23 protein-coding genes are annotated in these 23,957 nt (G+C 66.5%); 10 read left to right on the forward strand and 13 right to left on the reverse strand.

From position 1 onward, the window contains the following. From AC1DO7_RS12090 to AC1DO7_RS12120, 7 genes are all read right to left on the reverse strand, one after another. On the reverse strand, positions 1-380 hold a 380-nt coding region (locus tag AC1DO7_RS12090; protein WP_477116172.1), incomplete at its 3' end, for an NAD(P)(+) transhydrogenase (Re/Si-specific) subunit beta. Continuing rightward, on the reverse strand, positions 380-733 hold the full coding sequence (locus AC1DO7_RS12095; RefSeq protein ID WP_441650188.1) for an NAD(P) transhydrogenase subunit alpha part 2: 354 nt from the start codon (positions 731-733) through the stop codon (positions 380-382). The genes AC1DO7_RS12095 and AC1DO7_RS12090, both read right to left, overlap by 1 nt. A gap of 10 nt (positions 734-743) precedes the next feature. Next, a complete protein-coding gene (locus AC1DO7_RS12100; protein ID WP_441622909.1) occupies positions 744-1,862 on the reverse strand; it encodes a Re/Si-specific NAD(P)(+) transhydrogenase subunit alpha in 1,119 nt (372 codons plus the stop codon). A 107-nt stretch (positions 1,863-1,969) separates the two neighbouring features. Then, positions 1,970-2,764 (reverse strand): TauD/TfdA dioxygenase family protein, encoded by a 795-nt coding sequence (locus AC1DO7_RS12105; RefSeq protein WP_441622911.1) that lies wholly within the window; start codon positions 2,762-2,764, stop codon positions 1,970-1,972. A gap of 41 nt (positions 2,765-2,805) precedes the next feature. Further along, the gene (locus AC1DO7_RS12110) at positions 2,806-3,777 is read right to left on the reverse strand and encodes a zinc-binding dehydrogenase (protein WP_441622913.1); all 972 of its coding nucleotides are present in this window, start codon (positions 3,775-3,777) and stop codon (positions 2,806-2,808) included. Positions 3,778-3,802: 25 nt separating this feature from the next. Further along, complete coding sequence (locus tag AC1DO7_RS12115) at positions 3,803-4,168, reverse strand: hypothetical protein (RefSeq protein WP_441622915.1); 366 nt, start codon at positions 4,166-4,168, stop codon at positions 3,803-3,805. Beyond that, positions 4,158-4,619 (reverse strand): hypothetical protein, encoded by a 462-nt coding sequence (locus AC1DO7_RS12120; protein ID WP_441622916.1) that lies wholly within the window; start codon positions 4,617-4,619, stop codon positions 4,158-4,160. The genes AC1DO7_RS12115 and AC1DO7_RS12120 overlap by 11 nt, the downstream gene beginning before the upstream one ends. Before the next feature lie 200 nt (positions 4,620-4,819). On the opposite strand from AC1DO7_RS12120, the gene AC1DO7_RS12125 reads away from it, so the two are divergent. The 9 genes from AC1DO7_RS12125 (at position 4,820) to AC1DO7_RS12165 (ending at position 16,444) form a co-directional block, all read left to right on the forward strand. Beyond that, entirely contained in the window at positions 4,820-5,110 is a 291-nt protein-coding gene (locus tag AC1DO7_RS12125) for a UxaA family hydrolase (RefSeq protein WP_441622918.1), read from the forward strand. A 4-nt stretch (positions 5,111-5,114) separates the two neighbouring features. After that, positions 5,115-6,269, forward strand: coding sequence for a UxaA family hydrolase (locus tag AC1DO7_RS12130; protein ID WP_441622920.1), 1,155 nt, complete (start codon positions 5,115-5,117; stop codon positions 6,267-6,269). Between the two features lie 6 nt (positions 6,270-6,275). Next, the gene (locus tag AC1DO7_RS12135) at positions 6,276-6,980 is read left to right on the forward strand and encodes a GntR family transcriptional regulator (protein WP_441622922.1); all 705 of its coding nucleotides are present in this window, start codon (positions 6,276-6,278) and stop codon (positions 6,978-6,980) included. After that, on the forward strand, positions 6,977-8,011 hold the full coding sequence (locus tag AC1DO7_RS12140; protein WP_441622924.1) for an Ldh family oxidoreductase: 1,035 nt from the start codon (positions 6,977-6,979) through the stop codon (positions 8,009-8,011). Before AC1DO7_RS12135 ends, AC1DO7_RS12140 begins: the two co-directional genes overlap by 4 nt. Before the next feature lie 109 nt (positions 8,012-8,120). After that, on the forward strand, positions 8,121-11,696 hold the full coding sequence (locus AC1DO7_RS12145; protein ID WP_477116173.1) for an indolepyruvate ferredoxin oxidoreductase family protein: 3,576 nt from the start codon (positions 8,121-8,123) through the stop codon (positions 11,694-11,696). A 54-nt stretch (positions 11,697-11,750) separates the two neighbouring features. Further along, positions 11,751-12,731 (forward strand): tripartite tricarboxylate transporter substrate binding protein, encoded by a 981-nt coding sequence (locus AC1DO7_RS12150; protein ID WP_441622928.1) that lies wholly within the window; start codon positions 11,751-11,753, stop codon positions 12,729-12,731. A 107-nt stretch (positions 12,732-12,838) separates the two neighbouring features. Then, entirely contained in the window at positions 12,839-14,179 is a 1,341-nt protein-coding gene (locus AC1DO7_RS12155) for an MFS transporter (RefSeq protein ID WP_441622930.1), read from the forward strand. 13 nt (positions 14,180-14,192) lie between these two features. Then, positions 14,193-15,164 (forward strand): tripartite tricarboxylate transporter substrate binding protein, encoded by a 972-nt coding sequence (locus tag AC1DO7_RS12160; RefSeq protein WP_477116174.1) that lies wholly within the window; start codon positions 14,193-14,195, stop codon positions 15,162-15,164. Between the two features lie 86 nt (positions 15,165-15,250). Further along, positions 15,251-16,444 carry an acyl-CoA dehydrogenase family protein gene (locus AC1DO7_RS12165; RefSeq protein WP_477116175.1) on the forward strand — a complete coding sequence of 398 codons (1,194 nt, stop codon included), beginning with the start codon at positions 15,251-15,253 and terminating at the stop codon, positions 16,442-16,444. Positions 16,445-16,665: 221 nt separating this feature from the next. Here AC1DO7_RS12165 and AC1DO7_RS12170 read toward each other — a convergent pair whose 3' ends face one another. The 3 genes from AC1DO7_RS12170 to AC1DO7_RS12180 all read right to left on the reverse strand — a co-directional run bounded on the left by AC1DO7_RS12170 (position 16,666) and on the right by AC1DO7_RS12180 (position 19,454). Next, positions 16,666-18,327 (reverse strand): cation acetate symporter, encoded by a 1,662-nt coding sequence (locus AC1DO7_RS12170; RefSeq protein ID WP_477116176.1) that lies wholly within the window; start codon positions 18,325-18,327, stop codon positions 16,666-16,668. After that, positions 18,324-18,629 carry a DUF485 domain-containing protein gene (locus AC1DO7_RS12175; RefSeq protein WP_441622938.1) on the reverse strand — a complete coding sequence of 102 codons (306 nt, stop codon included), beginning with the start codon at positions 18,627-18,629 and terminating at the stop codon, positions 18,324-18,326. Before AC1DO7_RS12175 ends, AC1DO7_RS12170 begins: the two co-directional genes overlap by 4 nt. A 369-nt stretch (positions 18,630-18,998) precedes the next feature. Further along, entirely contained in the window at positions 18,999-19,454 is a 456-nt protein-coding gene (locus AC1DO7_RS12180; protein ID WP_441622940.1) for a universal stress protein, read from the reverse strand. A gap of 227 nt (positions 19,455-19,681) precedes the next feature. Between AC1DO7_RS12180 and AC1DO7_RS12185 the strand changes: the two genes are divergently transcribed. Then, the gene (locus AC1DO7_RS12185; protein ID WP_441622942.1) at positions 19,682-20,176 is read left to right on the forward strand and encodes a universal stress protein; all 495 of its coding nucleotides are present in this window, start codon (positions 19,682-19,684) and stop codon (positions 20,174-20,176) included. A gap of 101 nt (positions 20,177-20,277) precedes the next feature. Here AC1DO7_RS12185 and AC1DO7_RS12190 read toward each other — a convergent pair whose 3' ends face one another. The 3 genes from AC1DO7_RS12190 to AC1DO7_RS12200 form a co-directional block, all read right to left on the reverse strand. After that, a complete protein-coding gene (locus AC1DO7_RS12190; protein ID WP_441622944.1) occupies positions 20,278-21,684 on the reverse strand; it encodes an MFS transporter in 1,407 nt (468 codons plus the stop codon). A gap of 83 nt (positions 21,685-21,767) precedes the next feature. Continuing rightward, a complete protein-coding gene (locus tag AC1DO7_RS12195; protein ID WP_441622946.1) occupies positions 21,768-22,799 on the reverse strand; it encodes a succinylglutamate desuccinylase/aspartoacylase family protein in 1,032 nt (343 codons plus the stop codon). 127 nt (positions 22,800-22,926) lie between these two features. Next, positions 22,927-23,859 carry a LysR family transcriptional regulator gene (locus tag AC1DO7_RS12200; RefSeq protein WP_441622948.1) on the reverse strand — a complete coding sequence of 311 codons (933 nt, stop codon included), beginning with the start codon at positions 23,857-23,859 and terminating at the stop codon, positions 22,927-22,929. Between the last annotated feature and the right edge of the window lie 98 nt (positions 23,860-23,957).

Genomic DNA, 23,957 nt, shown 5'->3' on the forward strand with positions numbered 1-23,957 from the left:
TCGGCCACCGCGGCCACCGCGATGAACACCGCCGCCAGGCCGATCAGCGAGTGCATCGCCGCGACCAGCTCGGGCATCTTGGTCATCTCGACTTTCTTCGCCACGTAGGCGCCGATGCCGCCGCCCACCACCAGCGCGCCGAAGATCAGGCCGAGGCTGGTGCCGATGGAGCTCTGCGCCGTGCCGGCGGCCAGGAACTCGTTCTTCAGCTTGACGATCAGCGCCAGCGTGGTCACCGCGGCARTCGCCATGCCGATCATGCCGAAGGCGTTGCCCCTGCGCGCCGTGGTCGGATGCGACAGTCCTTTCAGTGCCTGGATGAAGCAGACCGAGGCCCCCAGATAGAACAGGGTGACCGAATTCATCGAGAGTCCGTTCATCACGCGGCCTCCGCCAGCTTGTCGCCGATCGTCGCGGCGGCCTTCGGCTTTGCTTCGGTCCTGGGCGCCTTCTTCTTGAACATATCGAGCATGCGCTGCGTGACGAGAAAGCCGCCGAATACGTTGACGGCGGCCAGCGCCACCGCCAGCGTGCCCATCAGGCGGCCGGTCGTATCTTCCGTCAGCCCGGCCGCCAGCATGGCGCCGACGATGACGATGGCCGAGATGGCATTGGTCACGGCCATCAGCGGGGTGTGCAGGGCGGGCGTCACGGTCCAGACCACGTGGTAGCCGACGTAGATCGCCAGCACGAAGATGATCAGGTTGATCACGGTGTGGTTAATCATTTCCATTGAGGTCTCCTTAGCCGGCAAGCGCCGTTTCCTCTTGCGCGGTCATCAGGCAGGCGGCGACGATGTCGTCCTGTCTGTCGATCGCCACCCGGCCTTCCTTGTCGAGAATCAGCTTGAGGAAGTCGAGCACGTTGCGGGCGTACAGGGCCGAGGCGTCGGCCGCGACCATCGAGGCCAGGTTGGTATGCCCGACAAGGATGACGCCGTGGCGCTCGACCACTTCGTCCGCCACGGTCAGCGGGCAGTTGCCGCCCTGCGCCGCGGCCAGGTCGACCACCACCGAGCCGGGCTTCATCTGCCGGACGGTGGCTTCATGCAGCAGCGTCGGCGCCTTGCGCCCGGGGATCAGGGCCGTCGTGATGACGATATCGGCCTGGATGGCGCGCTGGTGGACCAGTTCGGCCTGCCGCTTCATCCAGTCCGGCGGCATCGGACGGGCATAGCCGCCCGCGCCCTGCGCGATCTCGCGTTCTTCATCGGTGAGGAAAGGCACGTCGAGGAACTTGCCGCCGAGCGATTCGATCTGTTCCTTCACGGCGGGACGCACGTCGGAGGCTTCGATCACGGCGCCCAGGCGCTTGGCCGTGGCGATGGCTTGCAGGCCCGCAACGCCGGCGCCGAGGATCAGCACGCGTGCGGCCTTGACAGTGCCGGCGGCAGTCATCAGCATCGGCATGAAGCGCTGGTAGTGGTGCGCGGCCACCAGCACGGCCTTGTAGCCGGCGATGTTGGCCTGCGAGGAGAGCACGTCCATGCTCTGCGCCCGCGTGGTGCGCGGCGCGGCTTCCAGCGCGAAGGCGGTGATGCCGGCAGCCGCCATGCGCGCCTTGTTTTCCGCGTCGAAGGGATTCAGCATGCCGACGACAACGGTGCCGGGCATGATCGCGCCCAGTTCCGCCGGCCCGGGGGCGCAGACCTTCAGTACGAGTCCGGCGCCAAGCGCCTCGGCGGCGGTGCCGATGCGGGCGCCGACAGCCTCATAGGCGGCATCGGGCAGGCTCGCGCGCGTGCCGGCACCACTTTGCACGATGACCTGATGGCCTTGTGCGACATATTTCTTGACGGTTTCCGGTGTCGCGGCAACACGTGCCTCTCCCGGCCGGATCTCAGTCGGGATCCCTATCTGCATTGGATGTCTCCGGTGGTCCCGGGCGCGCCTCTCGTCGATCTGGGCGCGCCGTGGGTCAGGGGCGGGGGGTGCCGGGCGGCGTGCCCGGCACGGTCATGCCCGGGTGATCAGCGGGGGGCCTCCCCCTCCAGCGTCACGCGGTTCAGCACGCGCTCGGCGTTGCCGTAGTCGTGCACGGCGTAGTGCATCGTGCAGCGGTTGTCCCACATCACTACGTCGCCCTCCTGCCACATATGGCGGTAGACGTTGTCCGGGGTGGTGGAATGCTCGTACAGGAAGTCGAGTAGCGGGCGGCTCTCGGCCTCGGTCATGCCCTCGATGCGCAAGGCGGTATCGGGGTGGCCGACGTACAGTGCCTTGCGGCCGGTCTCGGGATGGGTGCGCACGATCGGGTGCACGGCGGTCGGTACCTTGTCGGATCCGGTCATCCTGGCCAGGCGGGCGCCGCTGAATGTCGCGCGCAGGCCCTCGATCAGGCGCTGCATGGTGGGCGACAGGCGGTCGTACGACAGGTACTGGTTGCACCACATCGTGTCGCCGCCGACAGGGATCACGATCCCCGACAGGATGGAGATCTTGGGCGGCACCGGCGTGTAGATCGAGTCGGAGTGCCAGGCCTCGGTCGAGGCGGTCTCCTTGGGTATCTTCGTGACCTGGGCCAGTTCCGGGAATTCGTTGAGGCCCTTGAGCAGCGGGTTGCCCTGCACCGGCGTACCCCACAGGCGGGCGAAGGCGACTTGTGCCGCCGGCTGCAGGAACTGGCCACGGAACACCAGCATGCCATGCTCGAGGAAGGCCTGGTGCAGAACCTGGAAGGCTGCATCGTTGATCGGGTCGTTCAGATTCACACCCGTGACGGCGGCGCCGACCGAGCCGGTCAGCGGCCTGATTTCGATACTCATCGTGGTCTCCTGTAATCGTGTGATTTGTCGTTGGTGCGCGGTCAGTCGACGGTCAGCACGATCTTGCCGACGTGCTGGTCCTGCTTCATGTAGGCGTGCGCAGCGTGGATATCGGTGAGGGCGAACGTGCGGTCGATCGGCAGTCGCACCCGGCCGGCGCGCAGCAGGGGCAGCATGTCGCGTGCGCAGGCCTGGATGCACTCGAGCCGTTCCTGCTCCGAGCGCGTGCGGAACGTCACACCGATCAGGTGCAGGCGCTTGAGCCATAGCTGGGCCAGGTCGATCTGCGCCGTGGCCGAGCCGAGGCGGGCGATATTGACCAGCCGGCCCTTGATCGCCAGGCACTTGATGTTGTCCTCGAACACCGGGCCGCCGACCGTATCGATGATGATGTCCACGCCGCGGTTGTCGGTGGCGCGCATCACGGCCTCGACCTGGTCGTCGCGCGACGAGTCGATGCCGACATCCACGCCGTACTGCATGATCTTGTCGAGCTTGGCGGCCGAGCGGGATTGCGCGATCACCGGCCGCGCTCCCATCAGGGAAGCGATCTGGATGGCGGCCATCGCCACGCCGCCCGAGGCGCCGTTTACCAGCACCGACTCGCCGGCCTTGAGCCCGCCGTTGACCACCAGGGCGTCGTGGGCGGTGATGAAGACGTTCGGGAACGCGGCCGCGTCGACCCATGACATGCCATCCGGCACGGGCATCAGCGCCATCGGGTTGGCCACCACGTACTCCGCCTGGCAGGCGCGGCCATGGCCCATCACGCGATCCCCGCGGCGCCAGCCGGTCACGCCTTCGCCCACCACCGCCACTTCGCCCGCGAATTCGACGCCCGCGGTGATGGTGTTGCCGGTGCGCAGTTCGCGCGCCTGATTGATCTCGCCGCGGTTCAGGCCCGCGGCATGGACCCGCACCACGATCTGTCCCGGGCCGGCATCCGGCGCCGGAATGTCCTGCACTTCGACCCGGCCGCCCTCGGCGCCGGGTATCACGCGAATTGCTTTCAAGACTGACTCCCTTTGTGTTGAACGTTCATGCCGCGTCGAGTGCCGCAGTGCGCAGCCGTGCCAGCAGGTCGAGCGCGCGTCTGGCGGCGTGTTCGCCGCCACCCACGTTGCCGCGCACGTAAGGCGGACGGATGTCCTCGATCTCGGCGAGCGCGTGCAGCGGCAGTTCGGCAGCGACGGCCAGCCGCCGGAACTCGTTGATGGTGAGCAGATAGGTGTGGAAGACATCCTGCTCGGGTCGACTGGTGCCAAGGCGATGCAGCAATACGTTCAGCCAGTGGGTGCCGGCCAGCATCGCCGCCTCGATCTTCATTTCGTAGTCGGCCTCCTTGCATTTGCCGAGGGATGCCTCGACGCGCCGAGCCAGCGCGATGTGCGCGTCAGTTTGCATGGCCGGCTCCCGGAACGCGCTTCGCCAGCAGGTCGATGCAGCAGCGAAGCGCCGTGTCGCATTCCCGTGCGATCGCCGCCGTGGGCGACATGCCTTCGCGCAGGCAGGGGTCGCGGTAGTGCTCGATGATTTCCATCTGGGCCATCATCCGCGCCACGTCGTCAGGTACCGGGGCCTCCACTTTTGGCCGTCCCACATGCAAGACGTCGCCCAGCGGGCCAAAGGCGTTGCGCATGCTGCCGTCCGGCTGGCACGCCTGATAGACGCCAGGCTGCGTGGGGAACATGTCGTCGTCCCGGGTCACGCCGGCCTGGTGCAGGGCGGCGTTGACCGCGTGCGTGCCAGCCGTCATGCCAGCCCAGAACCACAATTCGAAGTCCTCGAGCGGATCGAGCCGCTGGCGCAGGGCCATCAGCTTGCCGATCTTCTCCATATGGGACGCCACTCTCATCTCTGTCTCCTCTTCCGGTCGGCGCGAGTCGCCCGCCGTTGTGATGACAATAGACATAGCCGAGGCTTGTGTCAATAACTTCTATATAGGACTTGCATGGATTGAGTAGTGGTTTTCTCGGGGGTTGCCACGTAATTACTTGACACTACCCGGGTCCGTTCTCTACATTGCATCAAACACCTATACAGGAGTTAAGAAAGATGCCGCGAGCAATCGTGCTGAACCGGGCCGACAATGTGGCCACCCTGCTGGACGCAGGACGCGCCGGAGATACCTGCCGGCTGGAGGGAGAGATAGCGGGAGAACTGGTCCTGCTGCAGGACGTGCCGTTCGGGCACAAGGTCTGTGTTGCCGATACCGACGAAGGGGTCGGCATCCTGAAGTACGGCCAGCTCATCGGCCGGGCGAGCCGCGCGGTACGGGCCGGCGAACACATGCATGTTCACAACATCGAGTCGGCGCGCGCTCGCGGCGACCTGGAGAGGAGGTAATCCGATGGCAACGACCTTTCTTGGATACCCGCGCGAGAACGGCGCGGTTGGCGTGCGCAACTGGGTGGCGGTGATTTCCGTGATGGACAACTGCAATCCGGTCACGCGGACCATTGCGCATGCCGTGGGCGGTTGCATCCCCGTCACCACGCTGTTCGTGCGCGGCCAGTTCGGTGCCGACCTTGATTTCGCCTTCGAGTCGCTCGCCGGCCTCGGTCGCAATCCCAATATCGCGGCGGTACTGCTGGTGGGGCTCGAGGAGTCGTCGACGGAGCAAGTGGCGCGCCGTATCCGCGCCGCGGGCAAGCCGGTGGAAACCGTCCACCTGCAGCCGCTCGGCACGGTGCAGTGCATTGCCGACGGTACGCGCAAGGCGGCGAAGCTGTCGCTCGCCGCATCGCGCGCCCGCCGCGTGCCGTGCCCGGTGTCGTCGCTGGTGATCGGCGTGGAGTGCGGCGGCTCGGATACGACGTCGGGGCTGAGCTGCAACCCCGTGATCGGCCATCTGGCCGACATGGTGATCGCCGAGGGCGGCACGGTCATCATTTCCGAGACCTCGGAATTCATCGGCGCCGACCACCTGTTCGCCGAGCGCGCGGCCGACAGCCGGGTGCGCGAGGCCTTCGTCACCGCCGTGCGCAACATGGAAAACCTGGCCATCTCGCGCGGCGTGGACATGCGCGAGGACCAGCCGTCGCCCGACAACAAGCGCGGCGGCCTGACCACGGTCGAGGAAAAGGCCCTGGGCGCAATGGCCAAGGCCGGCAAGGGCCAGCTCGTCGGGGTGCTGGGCTACGGCGAGGCGCCGAAGAAGAAAGGCCTGCATTTCATGGACGCGCCGGCCGCGGCAGTGGAAAATCTGACTGCACTTGCCGCCGGCGGCTGCCAGCTCACCTTCTTCGGTACCGGAGTGGGCAATCCGATCGGCAGCATGGTAGCCCCGACGGTCAAGGTGTGCGGCAACGTGAATACGGTCGACACCATGGCCGACAATATCGATTTCGACGTGAGCGCGGTCCTGGAGCGCGGGGAGAAGATCCCCGACCTCGGCGACCAGCTGTTTGCCTATGCGATGGACGTCGCATCCGGCACGCGGCTGAGCAGCGAGGTGCTCGACATCCGGGAGACCGCRATCAGTCGGTTTGCACTGAGTCTCTGAGCGACCATGACAAAACTGAATACCGTCTCCGACGCGATCATCCGTTCCATTGAAACCGGCGCCCTGCGCGAGGGCGACCGCCTGCCGTCCGAGGGCGAGCTGGCGGCGCTGCACGGCGTGAGCGTGGGCACCATCCAGAAGGCGCTCATCCGGCTGACGCATTCGGGACTGATCACGCGTGAACAGGGACGGGGCACCTTCGTCTCGGGAGCACGCGTCGCGCCGGCGGACGTGCGCTACCTGCGCTTTCGCGACGAGGCGGGCAACGAGCTGGCCTCCTACGTCCACGCGCGCTCGGTCAAGCGGATCAAGCGCAAGGGGCCGTGGGCCGATTTCCTGGAAGGGGACGGCTATGTGCGGATCGAGCGCGTCATCAACGTGGGCGGGCGCTTCGATCTGTACAGCGAGTTCTGGCTGCGAGAGGAGGATTTCGCGCAACTGGGAGGGCTGGACCGGGAGGCGCTGGAAAAGAACCTGCGCGAGCTGATTGGCCAGCGGCTGTCCCTGCCGACGTTGCGCGTGGATCAGTGGATCCGCTTTGGCGCGCCGCCCGCGACGGTGGCGAGTGAACTCGGACTAGAGCCCGAGGCGCCTGTCTTCATCATGGAACTGCGCGGCTACACGCTGCGCGACCAGCCACTGTATTACCAGACGGTCTATGCCGGCCCGTTCGCCGAGCGTCTGATGATCGTGCGGGAGAAATCGTCATGAACACCCGATGGAGCCCTGCCGCGCTGGAGCGCTGGACGGCGGGCGTATTCGAAAGCTGCGGCATGCCGCCCGACCATGCGGTCGAGGCCGCCACCATGCTGGTGCGCACCGAGCTGCGCGGCTACAAGACGCACGGGATGACGCGCATCCCATCCTACGTCGACCGTCTGCGCGCAGGCGACTTCAACCCGCGCGCGGCCATGACGCATCGCAGCTTCCCGGGCGGCATCGTGCTGGACGCCGACGGTGCGATGGGGCAGGTCGCCGGCCCGCTCGCGGTGCGGCTCGGCCTGGAAGCGCTGGAGACGAGTGCATCGGTGCTGGTCGCGGTGCAGTCCTGCGGCCACCTGGGTGCACTGGGCATCCACGCGTTGCTGGCCGCCGAGGCGGGCGCCTTCTGCATGGTCGGACAGCGCACGCCGCCCCTGCTCGCACTGGAGGGCTTCAGCAAGGCAGGGATCGGCCACAACCCGATTGCCTTCGGCTGCCCCGTGCCCGGCGGCGCGCCAATAGTTTTCGACGTGGCATGCAGCGTGGCGGCACGCGGCCATATCCTGCTGGCCGCCCGCGAAGGCCGCCCGATCCCCGAGGGCTGGGCCGTGGACGCCAACGGCGTACCGACCTCCGACGCCGAGCGCGCGCTGGACGGCGCCCTGCTGCCGATGGGCGGGCACAAGGGCATCGGCATCGCCATGATGGTGGAGTGCCTGGCCGGCGCGCTGGCGGCCACCGCGCAATCGCTTGACCCTGCGCGCAACGACCTGAAGAGCGGCGGCGCCGTGGGCCGGCAGGGCGGGTTCGTCTGGCTGGTCAAGCCCGATGCATTCGCCGGCAAGGACCTGTTCGCCGACTACATGGCGCAATGGACCGGTACCTATCTTGCCGCCGGTGGCGCCGAAGCACGCCTGCCTGGCGCGCGCGGTGATGCGCTGGAGCATGAAGCCCGGGAAGGCGGCATCGCACTGCCGGCAGCGATCGCGCAGGACCTCAGCGCACTGGGCCGGCAGGTGGGCATCCCGTTCCCGGACTGACCTCCCGGACACACTTCCCGACATCCTTGACAGTCGATACCCGGAGCAGCCGGAGGACGCCGGCCGCCCATACACGAACCCGACCAACCTGAGCAGGCTGAATCCGACTATGAACGCCCCCATCCCCCCCGAAGCCGCACGGACGGCCATGGCAGCCGTCACCATCGACGACAAGTACGCCCTGGCGTCGGGTCGCGCCTTCATGACCGGCGTGCAGGCGCTGGTGCGCCTGCCGCTGCTCCAGCGCCGGCGCGACGCCATGGCGGGCCACAACACCGCCGCCTTCATCTCCGGCTATCGCGGCTCGCCCCTCGGCAGCTACGACCAGGCGCTGTGGCAGGCGAAGAAGCACCTCGCCGAGAACCACGTCGTCTTCAAGCCGGGCGTCAACGAGGAGCTCGGCGTGACGGCGGTATGGGGCTCGCAGCAGCTGGAGTTCGACGCGGCCAGCAAGAAGTACGACGGCGTCTTCGGCATCTGGTACGGCAAGGGCCCCGGGGTGGACCGCAGCGGCGACGCGCTCAAGCACGCCAACCTCGCCGGCACGGCGCCGCTGGGCGGCGTGATCGCGCTGGCCGGCGACGACCACGTTTCCAAGAGCAGCACGCTGGCGCACCAGAGCGACCACACCTTCATGGCGTGCGGCCTGCCGGTGTTCTTCCCGTCCAATGTGCAGGACATCCTCGACCTCGGCGTGCACGCCTTCGCCATGAGCCGTTTCAGCGGCCTGTGGGCCGGCATGAAGACGGTGCAGGAGGTGGTGGAGTCGGGCGCCTCGGTAGTGACCGACACGGACCGCGTGAGCATCGTGCTGCCCGAGGACTTCATCGCGCCGCAGGGCGGGCTGCACATCCGCTGGCCCGACGATCCGCTCGGCGCCGAAGCCCGCATGATGGAGTACAAGTGGCCGGCCGCGCTCGCCTACATCCGCGCCAACCGTCTGAACCGCAACGTCATCGAGGGGCCGCATGGGCGCCTGGGCATCATCGCCAGCGGCAAGGCCTACAGCGATACCCGGCAGGCACTGCTGGACCTTGGCCTGGATGACGGCACCTGCCGCGAGCTGGGCATTCGCGTGCACAAGGTCAGCGTGGTGTGGCCGCTGGAGCCGGGCAGCGTGCGCGACTTCGCGCACGGCCTGCGCGAGATCCTCGTGGTCGAGGAGAAGCGCCCGATCATCGAGCAGCAACTCAAGGACGAGCTGTATCACCAGAGCCCGGACCGCCGCCCCGCCGTCTTTGGCAAATACGGCCACAGCGAAGGAGCGGGCGGCGAGTGGAGCCACCGCAAGCCGGGCGACGACTGGCTGCTGCGCGCCAAGGCCGACCTGTCGCCGGCGCTGGTGGCGAAGGCCATCGCCCAGCGGCTCGCCCATCTCGGGGTGCCGGCCGACGTGCAGGCCCGCATGGACCTGCGCCTGCGGGAGATCGAGGCCAGGGAGCGCGCCACCGCACAGGGCGACAGCCGTCCCAGCGACCGCCTGCCGTGGTTCTGCCCGGGCTGCCCGCACAACACCAGCACCAAGGTGCCGGAAGGCTCCATCGCCATGGCCGGCATCGGCTGCCACGGCATGGTGACGTGGATGGACCGCTCGACCACCTCGTGGACCCAGATGGGCGGGGAAGGCGTGCCCTGGATGGGCCAGTCGGCCTTCACCACGCGCAAGCATATGTTCGCCAACCTGGGCGACGGCACGTACAACCACTCGGGCCTGCTCGCGGTGYGCCAGTCGATCAATGCCGGCGTCAACCTGACCTACAAGATCCTCTTCAACAGCGCCGTTGCCATGACCGGTGGCCAGCCCGTGGACGGCGGCCAGCTCGACGTGCCGGCCATGACGCGCGAACTCGCGTCGGAGGGCGCCCGCCAGATCGTCGTGGTGACCGACGAGCCCGGCAAGTATGCGGGAGTCGCCAACCTGGCCCCCGGCGTGACCATCCGCCACCGCGACGAACTCGACACCGTGCAGCGCGAGTTGCGCGAGATGGCCGGCGTCACCGTGATCATCTACGACCAGGCTTGCGCCACGAAGAAGCGCCGCGAGCGCAAGCGCGGCACCATGCCCGACCCCGACAAGCGCGTGGTGATCAACGAACTGGTGTGCGAGGGTTGCGGCGACTGCTCGGTGCAGAGCAACTGCCTGGCGGTGCAGCCGGTGGAGACGGAGTTCGGCCGCAAGCGCAAGGTCAACCAGGACACCTGCAACAAGGACTTCTCCTGCGTGAAGGGCTTCTGCCCCAGTTTMGTCACAGTGGAGGGCGGCAAGCTGCGCAAGCCCGCCGCCGCTGGCAAGGCCCAGCCCGCGCAGGGCGGCGCGCTGCCGTATCCGGCGCTGCCGGACGTCAGCCGCCCGCGACGCATCCTGGTCGCCGGTATCGGCGGCACGGGCATCGTCACCATCGGCGGCGTGCTCGGCATGGCCGCGCACCTGGAGGGCAAGGGCGTGATCACGCAGGACGCCACCGGCATGGCACAGATGGGCGGYGCCACGTGGAGCCATATCCAGATCGCCGCGTCGCCCGACGCGCTGCACGCCAGCCGGGTCGACGTGGCCATGGCCGATCTCGTGATCGCCTGCGACGCGGTGGTCGGCACGAGCAAGGCAACGCTGGCGACGATGTCATCCGAGCGCACCTTCGTCGTGCTGAACAGCCACGTCACGCCGACGGCGGCCTTCGTGCAGAACCCGGACTGGGCGCCGCCGGGCGAGGAGGCGGCCGCGCGAATCACGCAAGTGGTGCGCGCGGACAGCTTCGCCACGCTCGACGCCGAACTGGTCGCCACGCAATTGCTTGGCCAGTCGATCTACGCCAACCTGCTGCTGCTCGGCTACGCATGGCAGAAGGGCAGGGTGCCGCTGTCGCACGAGGCCCTGATGCGCGCCATCGAGCTGAACGGCGTGCAGGTGCAGAGCAACAAGGCTGCGTTCGAGTGGGGCCGCCAGTGCGCGCATGACATGAGCAAAGTGCCGCTGCGCATGCCGGACACGCAGGTGATCCAGTTCACCCGCAAGCCGTCGCTGGCCGAACTGATCCGCAAGCACGCGGCGTTCCTGACGGCTTACCAGAATGCCGCCTACGCCGCGCAGTACGAGACCTTCATCGCCAGCGTCCAGGCGGTGGAAGGGCATGCCGGCGGCAATCGCCTTGCGGAGGCCGTGGCGCGCTCGCTGTTCAAGCTGATGGCCTATAAGGACGAATACGAGGTGGCGCGCCTGCACACGGACGCATCGTTCCGCCAGCAGATCGAAGGCATGTTCGAAGGCAAGGTGCGGATCGTGCACCACCTCGCGCCGCCGCTGTTCGCCAGGAAGAATGCCGACGGCGAGCCGGTCAAGACTGCGTATGGTCCCTGGATGCGGAGTGCATTCCACGTGCTGGCGAAACTCAAGGGTCTTCGCGGCACCGCGTTCGACCCCTTTGGCTACACCGCCGAACGCCGGGATGAGCGCGCCCTCATCGGTGAATACCGGGAGTGCATCGAGACGATCCTGGATTCGCTGAACAAGCAGAACCTGGACCTCGCGCTGGAGATCGCGCGGCTGCCCCAGGAGATCCGCGGCTATGGCCACGTCAAGGGCCGCAACCTCGCCGCCACGCGCGGCAAGTGGGCGCGGCTCATGGCGCAGTGGCGCAGCGGCGGCCGGCGTGCAGACGCGCCGAGCCAGTCGACGGTCGCCGCCTAGGCCGGAAACAAGCAGCAACCTCACATCCATCACAAGAGAACCGAGGAGACAGACATGAAGTTCGTGCTGCGTCACGCCGCAACCGCCCTCACTGCCGTTTCGCTCGCCCTCTGCGCCGCCGGCGCGTGGGCGCAGTCCGGGTATCCGAACCGGCCCATCCGCATCATCGTGCCGTGGCCGGCCGGCGGCGGGGTCGACACGGTCACCCGTACCGTCGCCGAGAAGATGTCGGCAAGCCTGGGCCAGCAGGTCATCGTCGACAACCGGCCCGGCGCCACCGGCAATATCGGGGCAGGGATGGGCGCGAAGGCGGCACCGGATGGCTATACCTTGCTCGTCGCCAGCGCGCCGATGATGATCAACGCGAGCCTGTACAGGAACCTGCCGTTCGACACCGGCAAGGACTTCGTGCCGCTTGGCCTGATGGCGAGCTCGCCCTACATGCTGGTGGTGAATCCCTCGACGGCAAAGTCCGTCAAGGATCTGGTGGCGCGGGCCAGGGCCGAGCCCGGCAGGATCAGCTACGCCTCGCCCGGCCCCGGTACCCAGCAGAACATCGTCGGGGAAGTCTTCAAGGGCATGGCGCATATCGACATCGTCCACGCGCCGTACAAGGGCGGCCCGCAAGCGCTGACCGACATGGTGGGCGGGCACATCCAGATGATGTTCCACGGGGTGCCCGCCGTGATGCCATTCGTCAGGTCGGGCCAGCTCAAGGGGGTGGCCGTGGCGACGAGCCAGCGCCTGGCGCTCTTCCCCGACGTGCCGACGATGGCGGAGGCGGGGTATCCCGGCATCGAGGCCAGCGAATGGTATGGCCTGGTGGCGCCGGCCGGCACGCCGAAGGACATTGTCGTCCTGCTGGGCAATGCGATCGACAAGGCACTGGGCGCGCCAGGCGTGCGCGAGCAGTTGAGCGGCAAGGGATACGAGCCGGCCACGAACAGCAATCCGGAGCAGTTCGGCGCGTTCATGGCCGCCGAGCAGAAGAAATGGGCGGTGGCGGTCAAGCAGTCGGGTTTCCGGCCTGAATAGCGAGCGCGGCAAGCATCAAGGGGACGCCGAACGAGACGTCCCGCCAATTTCAGCAGATCATGACAAGCGGCACGGCACGACAAATATCGCCGCGCCAGGAGACAMGCATGCCACTCGATCCCACCGCCATGGTGAATCCGGCACACACCCCCGCCCCGGGAGGTTCGCACGCCGAGCCGAAATCCAGGCCGATGTCGAAGGTTTCGGCCATTTCGGCCATCACGATTGGCGGCGCACTCGAACTGTATGACTCGGGGGTCTACAACTTCTTCGCCACGTTGATCATTCCGCTGTACTTCCCGGTCGACAATCCGCTCGGGCAACTGCTGCTGTCGTTCGGCACCTTTGGTGCCGGCTACCTGATGCGGCCGCTGGGCGGCCTCGTCATCGGTGCCTACGCCGACCGCCGGGGACGCAAGCCAGCCGTGCTGCTGTCGATGTGGCTGATGGCGCTCAGCGCGCTGATTCTCGTCGTGACCCCGCCCTATGCCCAGATCGGCGTGATCGCCCCGACGCTCATGATCATCGCGCGACTGGTGCAGGGCTTCGCGATCGGCGGGGAAATGGGGTCCGCCACGGCGATGCTGATGGAGTACGCGGACGAACGGTCGCGCGGCTTCTACACGAGCTGGCAGACCGCCAGTCAAGGCGTCGCCGCCGTCTTCGCCGCGCTCGTCGCGCTTGCGCTCAGCCATTCGCTGTCGCCAGCGTCGCTGGAGTCGTGGGGCTGGCGCGTGGCGTTCCTGATCGGCGTCCTGGTCATCCCGATCGGACAGATCATCCGCCGCAGGCTGGAGGAGACGCTGCCCCCGGCCGAGCGCAACAAGGCGGGGCGCGCCGTGGGTGGCTGGGCACTGATGCGCCAGCACTGGCGCGAACTCGTCGCCAGCATCCTGTTGATGATCGGCCTGGGCTCCGCCGTCCACCTGATCGCCTACTACCTGCCGAACTACGCGGCGATCCAGCTCAACATCCCGCGCGGCGATGCCGTCTGGGCAGGCTTCGTCGCCGCCGCCGTCATGGCGGTGTTCGGCCCGGTCGCGGGATGGATGACCGACCGCCTCGGCCGGCGCAGGATGGTGTGGTGGACGCGCCTGGCCCTGTTGGTGATGGCCTACCCGGCATTTGTCACCATCAACGCCTACCCGTCGCTGCCATGCCTGCTGGTGGTGGTCGGCCTGCTGGCGATCCCCATGGCCATGACGTCGCCCGCCACGCTGGTGCTGGTGAGCGAGGTGCTGCCGCAACGCCTGCGTGCCACGGGCATGTCGGTCACGTACTACCTGGCGATCGCCGTATTTGGCGGCTTTGCCCAGCTTTTCTCGACGCTGCTGATCCACCTGACCTCCAGCCCGAACGCTCCGGCGCTTTACCTGATCGGTTGCGGCCTGTTGTCGTTGCTGGGTCTGCGCATGGTGCCGGAGACGCTTGGAAAGCGGCTGGGGTAAGACGATGCATTCGATGATACTGCAACGCATTGGTCGCGCCATCGGCGCGATGGCGCTGGCGGCCAGCGCGGCCAGCGTGCTGGCGGCGGGTGCGTACCCAAGCCGTCCGATACGCATGATCGTGCCCTGGCCCGCGGGAGGCAGCGTGGATATTGCCACCCGCATCGTGACGGAGCAGGTCTCCGTCGGCCTGGGACAGCCGGTCATCGTCGAGAACAGGCCCGGTGCCGCCGGGWATATCGGCGCCCTTGCGGCGGCAAGGGCCGCGCCGGACGGATACACCTTGCTGATCGCCACCACGCCGATGATCATCAACCGGAGTCTCGACGACAGGTTGCCGTTCGACCTGGCCCGTGACTTCAGCCCCGTCAGCCTGCTCGTGACCCTGAACTATGTGCTGGTTGTGAATCCGTCCGTGGCCGGCTCGCTGCAGGAGCTGGTGAGCAAGGCCCGGGCGCAGCCTGGCCAGATCACTTATGCATCGTCGGGTCCGGGCACGCAACTCCATCTGATCGGCGAAGCGTTCAAGAAGCAGACGGGGGTCGACATCGTCCATGTCCCGTACAAAGGCGCGCCGCCGGCACTGGCGGATATGGTCGGCGGCCACGTCGCGATGATGTTCCCCGGATTTCCGGTGGTGGAGCCGCTGCTGAAGTCGGGCCAGCTCAAGGCGCTCGCCGTGGTGGGCAAGCACCGCTTGCCTACCCTGCCGGATGTCCCGACCCTGGACGAAGCGGGCGTGCCCGGCATCGATTCCATGGAATGGTATGGTGTCGTGGCGCCGGCGGGTACGCCCGGCGGCATCGTGACGCGGCTCAACGATGAAATCACCAAGGCCATGCGGAACGCGGGCGTCCGTCAGCGCCTGGCAAGCCGTGGCTTTGCGCCGGCCAGCGGTACGCCGCAGGCGTTTGGCGATCTGATACAGGCCGAGCAGAAGAAATGGCCCGCCGTGGTCCGTCAGGCCGGACTGCGCCGCGAGTAGCTGCGCGAGTCCGCCCGGGGCGAGAAGCATTATGATCGCATCGATGACGGTCACTCAATCGACACACTACAAGGAGGTCATCCAGCATGTTCACCGAATGCCCCACGGAAAGAAGCCAACTCATTGCCGACCGCGTCGAGCGCTTCGTGCGCGACGTCGTGATGCCCTATGAGCGCGATCCGCGCTGCGGCGATCATGGCCCATCGGATGATCTTGTCGCCGAACTGCGCGACAAAGCGCGTGCCGCGGGGCTGATGACGCCCCATATCCTTGCCGATGGCTCGCACCTGACGCAGCGCGAGACCGCGGCCGTGCTCAAGCGCTCCGGCTTGTCGCCACTCGGCCCCGTCGCCGTGAATACCATGGCGCCGGACGAAGGCAACATGTTCCTGCTGGGTGAGGTGGCCACGGAAGCGCAGAAGGATCGGTTCCTGGCGCGGCTGGTCAGTGGCGAGGCCCGTTCGGCGTTCTTCATGACGGAGCCTGCGGAGGACGGCGGGGCGGGTTCGGATCCGTCGATGCTCCAGACCACGGCGGTCAGGGACGGCGACGACTGGGTGATACGCGGGCGCAAGAAGTTCATTACCGGCGCCGAAGGTGCAAGCGTGGGCATCATCATGGCGCGCACCGGGGATGCCGACCATGTCCAGGCCACGATGTTTCTGGTCGATCTGCCGCATCCGGCGATCCGCATCGAGCGCCTGATCGATACCATCGACAGTTCCATGCCGGGCGGTCACGCGCTGGTTGTGATCGACGACCTGCGCGTGCCGCAGGCCCATGTACTGGGCGAAGCGAACGAGGGCTTTCGCTATGCGCAGGTCCGCTTGTCACCGGCGCGGCTCTCGCATTGCATGCGTTGGTTCGGCGCCGCGGTTCGGGCCGACGAGATCGCGCGCGCGTACGCTGTCACGCGCAAGGCGTTCGGCAAGCTGCTGATCGACCACGAAGGGGTGGGCTTCATGCTGGCCGAGAACCTGATCGATCTGCAACAGGCCGCACTGATGATCGACTGGTGCGCCGGGGTGCTCGATGGAGGTGGCCTCGGTACCGCGGAGAGTTCGATGACCAAGGTTGGCGTCTCCGAGGCGCTGTTCCGCGTGTCGGATCGCTGCGTGCAGATTCTGGGCGGCATGGGCGTGTCGCGCGACACCGTCGTCGAACAGATCTTCCGTGAGATTCGCGGATTCCGCATCTACGACGGCCCGACCGAAGYTCACAAGTGGTCGCTGGCGAAGAAGATCAAGCGCGACACGCTAGGCGCGGCCCGGCAAGGGTAAGCGAGCGCGGTAACGGAGGGCCTGCGACACCGGGGAAGGGGCGCAGGTGGCAGCCCCACCGTGGGAAGCGCCTTGCAGGGTTATTTCACCATAGCCAAAGTCCAAGGCAAGGGCAGGATGCGCGCTCTTGAGGCGAGCCTGCCCCGGCCGGGACGGCTTGGCGCCAGGCGCCCGCCGCCGCTCTGCGTGGCGGCTCGCATTGAATACGCCGCCGGCTTCGTTCAATGTCCCGACGCCTCGACCGCGCCGATTCCGGTCTCGGAGCGAAGCTGCTGGGCTTCGAAACCAGCCTTGTCCATGCGCGCCCTGGCCGAGTTGTCGGTGACCGAGAAGAGCCAGATGCCGAGGAAGCCGATCGTCATCGAGAACAACGCCGGGGACGTGTAGGGAAATGGCGCGCTCTTGTAGTGCAGCACGTCGACCCAGACGGCCTGGGACAGGATGGTGAGGATCACCGCCGACAACAGTCCCAGGAAACCGCCAATCGTCGCGCCACGGGTGGTGCAGCCCTTCCACAGCACCGACATGAACAGCACGGGAAAGTTGGCCGAGGCCGCAACGGCGAAGGCAAGCGAAACCATGAACGCGATGTTTTGCTTCTCGAAGACAATGCCAAGGAACACCGCGACCAGGCCGAGGATCACGGTCGTGATACGCGATACGCGCAGTTCGACGGCGCTCGTTGCCTTGCCCTGCTTGAATACCGTCGCATAGAGATCGTGCGAAACGGCGGACGCACCGGCGAGGGTGAGACCGGCAACGACGGCCAGGATCGTCGCAAAGGCCACCGCGGAGATGAATCCGAGGAACACGCTTCCTCCGACGGCGCTGGCCAGGTGGACTGCCGCCATGTTCACGCCGCCAAGGAGCTTGCCACTCGTATCCTGGAAGGCCGGATTGGTTCCCACCAGCACGATCGCGCCGAAGCCGATGATGAAGGTCAGGATGTAGAAGTAGCCGATCCAGGTAGTGGCCCAGAACACCGACTTGCGCGCCTCCTTGGCATTGGGCACGGTGAAGAATCGCATCAGGATATGCGGCAGGCCGGCCGTGCCGAACATCAGGGCAATGCCGAACGAGATCGCCGAGATGGGATCCTTGATGAAATTGCCCGGACTCATGATGGAGTCCTTCTTGGCGTGGACTTCCACGGCCTTGGCAAACAGCGCTTCGGGGCTGAAGTGAAACTGGGCCAGCACCATGACGGCCATGAACGAAGCGCCGGCAAGCAGCAGGCAGGCCTTGATGATCTGTACCCACGTCGTGGCGGTCATGCCGCCAAACAGGACGTACACCATCATGAGCGCCCCCACGATGACCACGGCGATCCAGTACTCCAGCCCGAACAACAGCTTGATCAGCTGGCCGGCGCCTACCATCTGCGCGATCAGGTAGAACGCGACCACCACCAGCGTGCCCGATGCCGCAAACGCACGGATCGGCGCCTGTTTGAAGCGGTACGCCGCAACGTCGGCGAAGGTGAAGCGACCAAGGTTGCGCAGCCGCTCCGCCATCAGGAAGGTGATGACTGGCCAGCCGACGAGGAAGCCGATGGAATAGATCAGCCCGTCATAGCCATTGGTGTAGACGGCAGCCGAGATGCCGAGGAATGACRCCGCCGACATGAAGTCGCCCGCGATCGCCAGCCCGTTCTGGAAGCCGGTGATGCCGCCTCCGCCCGTATAGAATGCCGCCGCCGATTTCGTCTTGGTTGCCGCCCACTTGGTAATGAACAGCGTACCAATGACAAACACGACGAACATGCCGATGGCCGTCCAGTTGGTTGGCTGCCGGACCGCCTGCCCAAGGTCTCCACCCGCCGCAAGCGCGGCCGTCGACAGAAGCAGCGTTGCGCAAGCAAGGAGTGCGTGATGTGCTTTCATGCCACCTCCCGCTTGATCTGCTCTGTCAGTTCGTCGTACACGCCGTTGGCGTGGCGTACGTAGAATCCCGTGATGGCGACGGTAAAGACGATCACGAACAGGCCGATCGGCATGCCCCACGTCATCACGCCATTTCCTATCTTCGTGGCCAGGAGTTCCTTGTCGAAGGCAATCAGCAGGATGTATCCGTAGTAGATGACGAGCATGATGGCGGTCAACGACCATCCAAGCCGTGTTCGCCTGTGGACAAGCTCGCGATATCGCGGATTTGCCTTCAGTCTCGTGACCAGATCTTCATTCATCCATGTCTCCTGCAGATTGTGTGCTTGCGCCGCCGGACGCCGCCGGACGCCGCCGGACGCCGCCGGACGCGATGGTCCGCGCCAGCGTGCGGCGCCGGCAGAGGCGTGCGCCGTAGCGTCGGCCGATGTCCATGCTGATAAGTTAAGGCCTGCCCCTTACCCGCTTCTTACAGGGGCGTGGATTTGCTCAAGGGGTAAACGCTTAGTCTGGGCGCGTAGTCTGGGCGTGTGAAGGGCTAAAGCGCCACTGCCAGGTTGCGGACGTCATGGCGTGCAGGAATCGGCATACGGGTACGAATGCCGATCGCAGGTGCGGTCTGCAGCGTCTGCGGCGCCGCCATTGCGAAGCCTGGGGCGCCACGCAGATCGCTATTCTTCGAGTTCGCTTCGGATCAGGAGCACGGGCTTGTTGCTCTCGCAGACTACGCCTTGCGACACGCTGCCCATCACAAGGCGTTTGATCCCGCGCCGTCCATGTGTTCCCAGCACGATAAGGTCGGCGCCCCAGTAATCAGCCTCCCTCACGATCGATTCCGAGATCCGGCCCTGCGCGACTGGCTTTTCGAGAATCTTTGTCGAATGCGGTACGCCGGCCTCGGTCAGGCGATTCGCCACGGTCTCCAGGCACTTGTGTCCCATGGCCAGGATGCTCTCCATCAACCAGGAGGGGTACGAATTCTCGGCAAGGTAGAAGACATCGCTGTCGTCCACCACGAAGAGCGCCCGCACTTCGCTGCCCGTCGCCTTGGCGAGGATGATCGCCTGGCTTACTGCAAGGTCCGAGGAGCGGCTGCCGTCAACTCCAAGCAAGATCTTCCTGTACATGATGAACTCTCCTCGTGGTCGTTGCGAACTGGCCGTCCGCAGGAAAACGCTCTGTCACGAGAATAGATGCCGGTGCCTGCGCGCAACCCGGCGAACAGCACAAGCCATGATCTACATCAATACGACGCACGCGGGGGCGTACAGACTGGACGTATCCGAGGGAGGCGGGCAGCGTCTGCGGGCGCCTCCCGTTGCCCGATGACCGCGATGTCTTCACACGGAGAGCGATGATGTACAGCCAGATCCTGGTGGCAGTCGACGGCAGCGAGTCCGCCGAGCGGGCCCTGGCGGAAGCGGTCGGCTTGGCCGCAGCTTTGCGTTCGGAGCTTGCCGTGGTCCATGTGATCGATAACAGCTACCTCAGGTACGAGGCAGGCTATGTCGACCTCACCGACTTGCGTGCCACCCTGCTCGAAGGTGGGCAACTCCTTCTTGACGGCGCCAAGGCAAGGGCAGCGGCCCGGCAGGTGAAATGTACGACGGCAATGATCGACGAGCCGGGGGCGCTCTTCGATGTGGCTACGGCCATCAATCAGGCGGCGGAACAGATTGGCGCGGAGTTGATCGTCGCGGGCACGCACGGGCGCCGCGGCGTGCGGCGCCTGCTCATGGGTAGCGTAGCCGAGGGGCTGGTACGACAGTGCCGCCGGCCAGTGCTGCTAGTGCATGCCGCAATGTCCCCGGCGAGAGACACTGCGGAGCCGGTGCGATCGAAGCCGTAGGTGGCGCGCCGAGGGCCTGAGCCATTGTCAATGGCCGCGTCCTTGCATCGCCTGGACTGCTCGTAGCCGGCCTGGCTTTCCGGGGGATGTCATGGCTGACATCAACGCCCTGCCTGTGTTCCCAGGCTCGTGCCTGTGGCAGATGCCTGGCCGGCCCGCCTGGCGGCGATGAAATAGAGCAGGGCGCTGACCGCCGCCGCCGTGGTGCCGACAATGGAAAGGGCGATCGCCAGCCCGGACTTCGGATGGCCCAGCCACTCGTTGATGGAGCCTACGGCGAACGGTCCAAGCCCGCCACTGATGGCATTGGTCAGGAACACCAGCAGTGCCACCGCGCGACCGCGCATGCGATTGGGAATGGTGATCTGCAGCGGCACCGGCGCCAGTGCCATGACGATGCTGGCGGCATAGGCGCACAGGCCATACAGCGCGAGCGACAGCGACATCACCGGTGCGAGCGGCGCGGCACAGGCGACAGGCACCAGCAAGGTGGCCGCCGCGCAGGCGATGCGCAGCACCTTGCGCAGCGCATCGCGATCGTCCACCTTGCCCACGAAGAGGCTTGCGCTGACGACGCCCGCCATCCCGCCGATCATGTAGACCGGTCCGGTCATCTTGCCTACCTCGCTTGCGGACAACCCGAAGCTGCGGATCAGCAGGGTCGGGAACCAGGCGGCGTGGGAATAGAACAGCAGGATGAGGGCGACGTAGCCGAAGAAGTAGGGCAGGCAGAAGCGGTTGCGCACGAACAACTCGCGCAGGACCTCGCTGATCGGTGGCGCCGCCTCGGCGGGAGCGTGGGCGGTCGACAGCCCGCGCCGCGCCGGCTCGCGGATGGTCGCCAGCACCAGCGCAGCAAGCGCCAGGCCGGGTAGCCCGACCACGAAGAAGATCATCTGCCAGGGCTGCAGGCCTTGCGTCGTGAGCCAGCCGGCCATCGTGGGCTGGTCCATCCAGCCCAGCAACACGCCGCCGCCGAGCAAGGCCACGCCCCCGCCGACGTACGGCCCAAGCATGAACACGCTGCTGGCGCGCGTGACCTTTCGCGGCGGGAACATATCGCTGAAGATCGACAAGGCGGCGGGGCTGAGGGCGGCTTCGGCAATGGCCGTGCCGGCACGCCAGACCAGCAGTTCGCCAAAGCTGCTTGCCGTGCCGCACATGGCCGTGGAAATCGCCCAGATGGCGACGCAGGCAGCGCTCAGGCGTACCCGGTTCGAGCGGTCCACGAGCCGGGCCACGAACATCCCCGCGGTAGCGTAGCAAAGCGTGAATGTCGCACCCTGCAAGAGCCCGATCTGGGTGTCGCTGAGCAGTAGCGATGCCTTGAGCGGCTGGACAAGGATGCTGACGACCTGGCGGTCGATATAAGAAAAGGCGAAGCAGATAAAGAACATGAATACGATGTATCCATGTGAGAACGGGGTGCCGGCGTTCTCGATTCCCGGCTCTTCGGCGCGGGGCGCGCCGGCTTCCAGGGCCGGGGCGGTTTTGGGGGCGGACTGCATGAAGGTCTCCTCGAAGGGGCACGGGGCGGGCTGGCGGCTCCCCAATGAGAGGACGCCAATCTCCGCGTTGCCGTCGGAATGGGCTACAGCGTGATGGGGGATGCCAGCAGGGCGATGCAGTCGCCGGGTTCGACGCCGGCGAAGGTGCGGGCGCAGACCACCATGCCGGCGCCGCCGAAGTGGAGTTCGCGCGGCGGCTCCCACGGCGCGTACGGATCGAACAGCCGCCCGGCGAGATCGCCGGCCGCGACCTGCTGCCCCAACGTGAAGCAGGGTTCGAATACGCCGTGGCGTGGCGCGAACAGATAGTGCCGGGCCCCGTTCACCGCGATGAATTGCGTGTCGTGGCGCGGCGGCGGGCTGTCGTCGCGCGTCAGCCCGGCGACATGGAGCACACGGCGCAGGCCTTGCTCGACGATGGCCAGCCCTTCCACGTTGCAGCTGCCATAGCCGCCGAATTCGCCGCACAGGAACAAGGTGCCGTGGCGCTCTGCCGCCGCGCCGTAGGTTCGGTCTTCGCCGAGCAGGTCCATGACCATGGTGTGCGGCGCGGCGAAGGCCTTGACCAGTTTCAGGTACGCGATACGGCGTGCCGGATCGGACGGCAGCGCGGCCAGCACCGTGGGCATGTGGTTGAACGAAGCGCCGCCGGCGTGAAGGTCCAGCACCACGTCTGCCCGCGGGAAGAGCTCGCTGTCCGCGTAGTGCGCGATCATCGCGGTGATCGAGCCATTGCGGTCGCCGGGAAACATGCGGTTCAGGTTGCCGCGGTCGATCGGCGAGGTGCGCGAGCCGTTGATGAACGCCGGAAAGTTCAGCGCCGGTATGACGATCAGCCGGCCCTGGATCTGCATCGAAGGCATGCGCTGCAGCAGCTTCATCAACGCCACCGGGCCTTCGTATTCGTCGCCATGGTTGCCGCCGGTCAGCAGCACCGTGGGTCCCGTGCCCTGCTTGAGCACGGCGATCGGCGCGGGAATGTGGCCATAGGCAGAGCGGTCATGCGAATAGGGAATGCGCAGCACACCGGTCTGGAAGCCCTCGCGCTCGTAGTCGATCTCCGTTGAGATCAGTGTTTTCCTGGAATGGGTCTGGTCGTTCGATCGGCCTGGCATGCCTGTCTCCGGTGGGGGATCGGGCGCGGCCGGTTCGTGGGGATCGGCCGCGTCTGCATGCAATATTGCTGATCGAGCTGGTTGCCGACAAATGCCGTTTTTTGGCGGAGCTGATGCTTTCCGGGCATCACCCAGGCGCCGCCACGGTCTGCCTCATCGCTTCCACCGTCTGAATGAAGCGCGCAAGCGCCGGCTCGGGCGCATCGGCCTTGCAGGCGAAGACGAGCGGCATCGGGATGGAAAGATCCGTGAACGACGCAAAGTGGCAGAGCGCTGGCGGACGGCCGACGTTGGCCGAGTTGACGATGGCTGCGCCGATGCCGGCGCAGACGAGCGACAGCATGGCGGCCTCGGTCGAGACCTCCTGGACGACGTTGAGGGTGACGCCGCACGCCTGGCAAGCGCCGATCAGCCGGTCGTAGTAGACCGGATACACAGCGCGCGGGAACGTGACGAATGGCCAGTCGGCAATCTGGCGCAGCGCCACGCCTGGCGGGGATGCGTGAGTCGTGGACGTTTCCGGGGCGGGCAGCGCCCATGCGCGCGGCGCCGCCAGCAGCACGTTGTTCGTCGTCAGCGGCAGCGTGCCGAGCGATTCGGGGAGCGGCCCGTACTGGTACACGAAGCCGCCGTCGAGCGTGCCCGCGCGGATCTCGTCGAGCTGCTGTGGCGTGTTCATCGGGATCAGTTCGATGCGGACGTCGGGCACGTCTTCCTGGAAGCGCCGGAAGATATGCGGCACGATGCCGTCCCAGCCACTGTTCTCGACAAAGCCAAGCCGCAGGCGGCCCTGCATGCCGGCCGATATCCGCTGGGCACCGCGCGCCGCGACGTCGAGCTGGTTGAGCGCCGTGCGGGCATCGCGCAAGTACGCCTGGCCGGCCGAAGTCAGCCTGAGTCCGCGCGGCGTGCGCGCGAACAATGCGAAGCCAAGTTCTTCCTCCAGGTCATGGATCTGGCGGGAGATGGCGGGCTGCGTGACGTGGATGCGCTCCGCCGCCTCGCGAATGCTCTCATGCTCGGCCACCGCGATGAAATAGCGCAAATGTCGTAGTTCCACAATCTCACCCGTAGTTCGAGCCGGCCTGTCGACCGGCAATCCCCGGCAAACATGCCACAAAGTATCGCGCGCGAAAAGCCGGAAGCCCTGGTGTTCGC

Source organism: Cupriavidus sp. 05N40 (genome assembly GCF_056397305.1).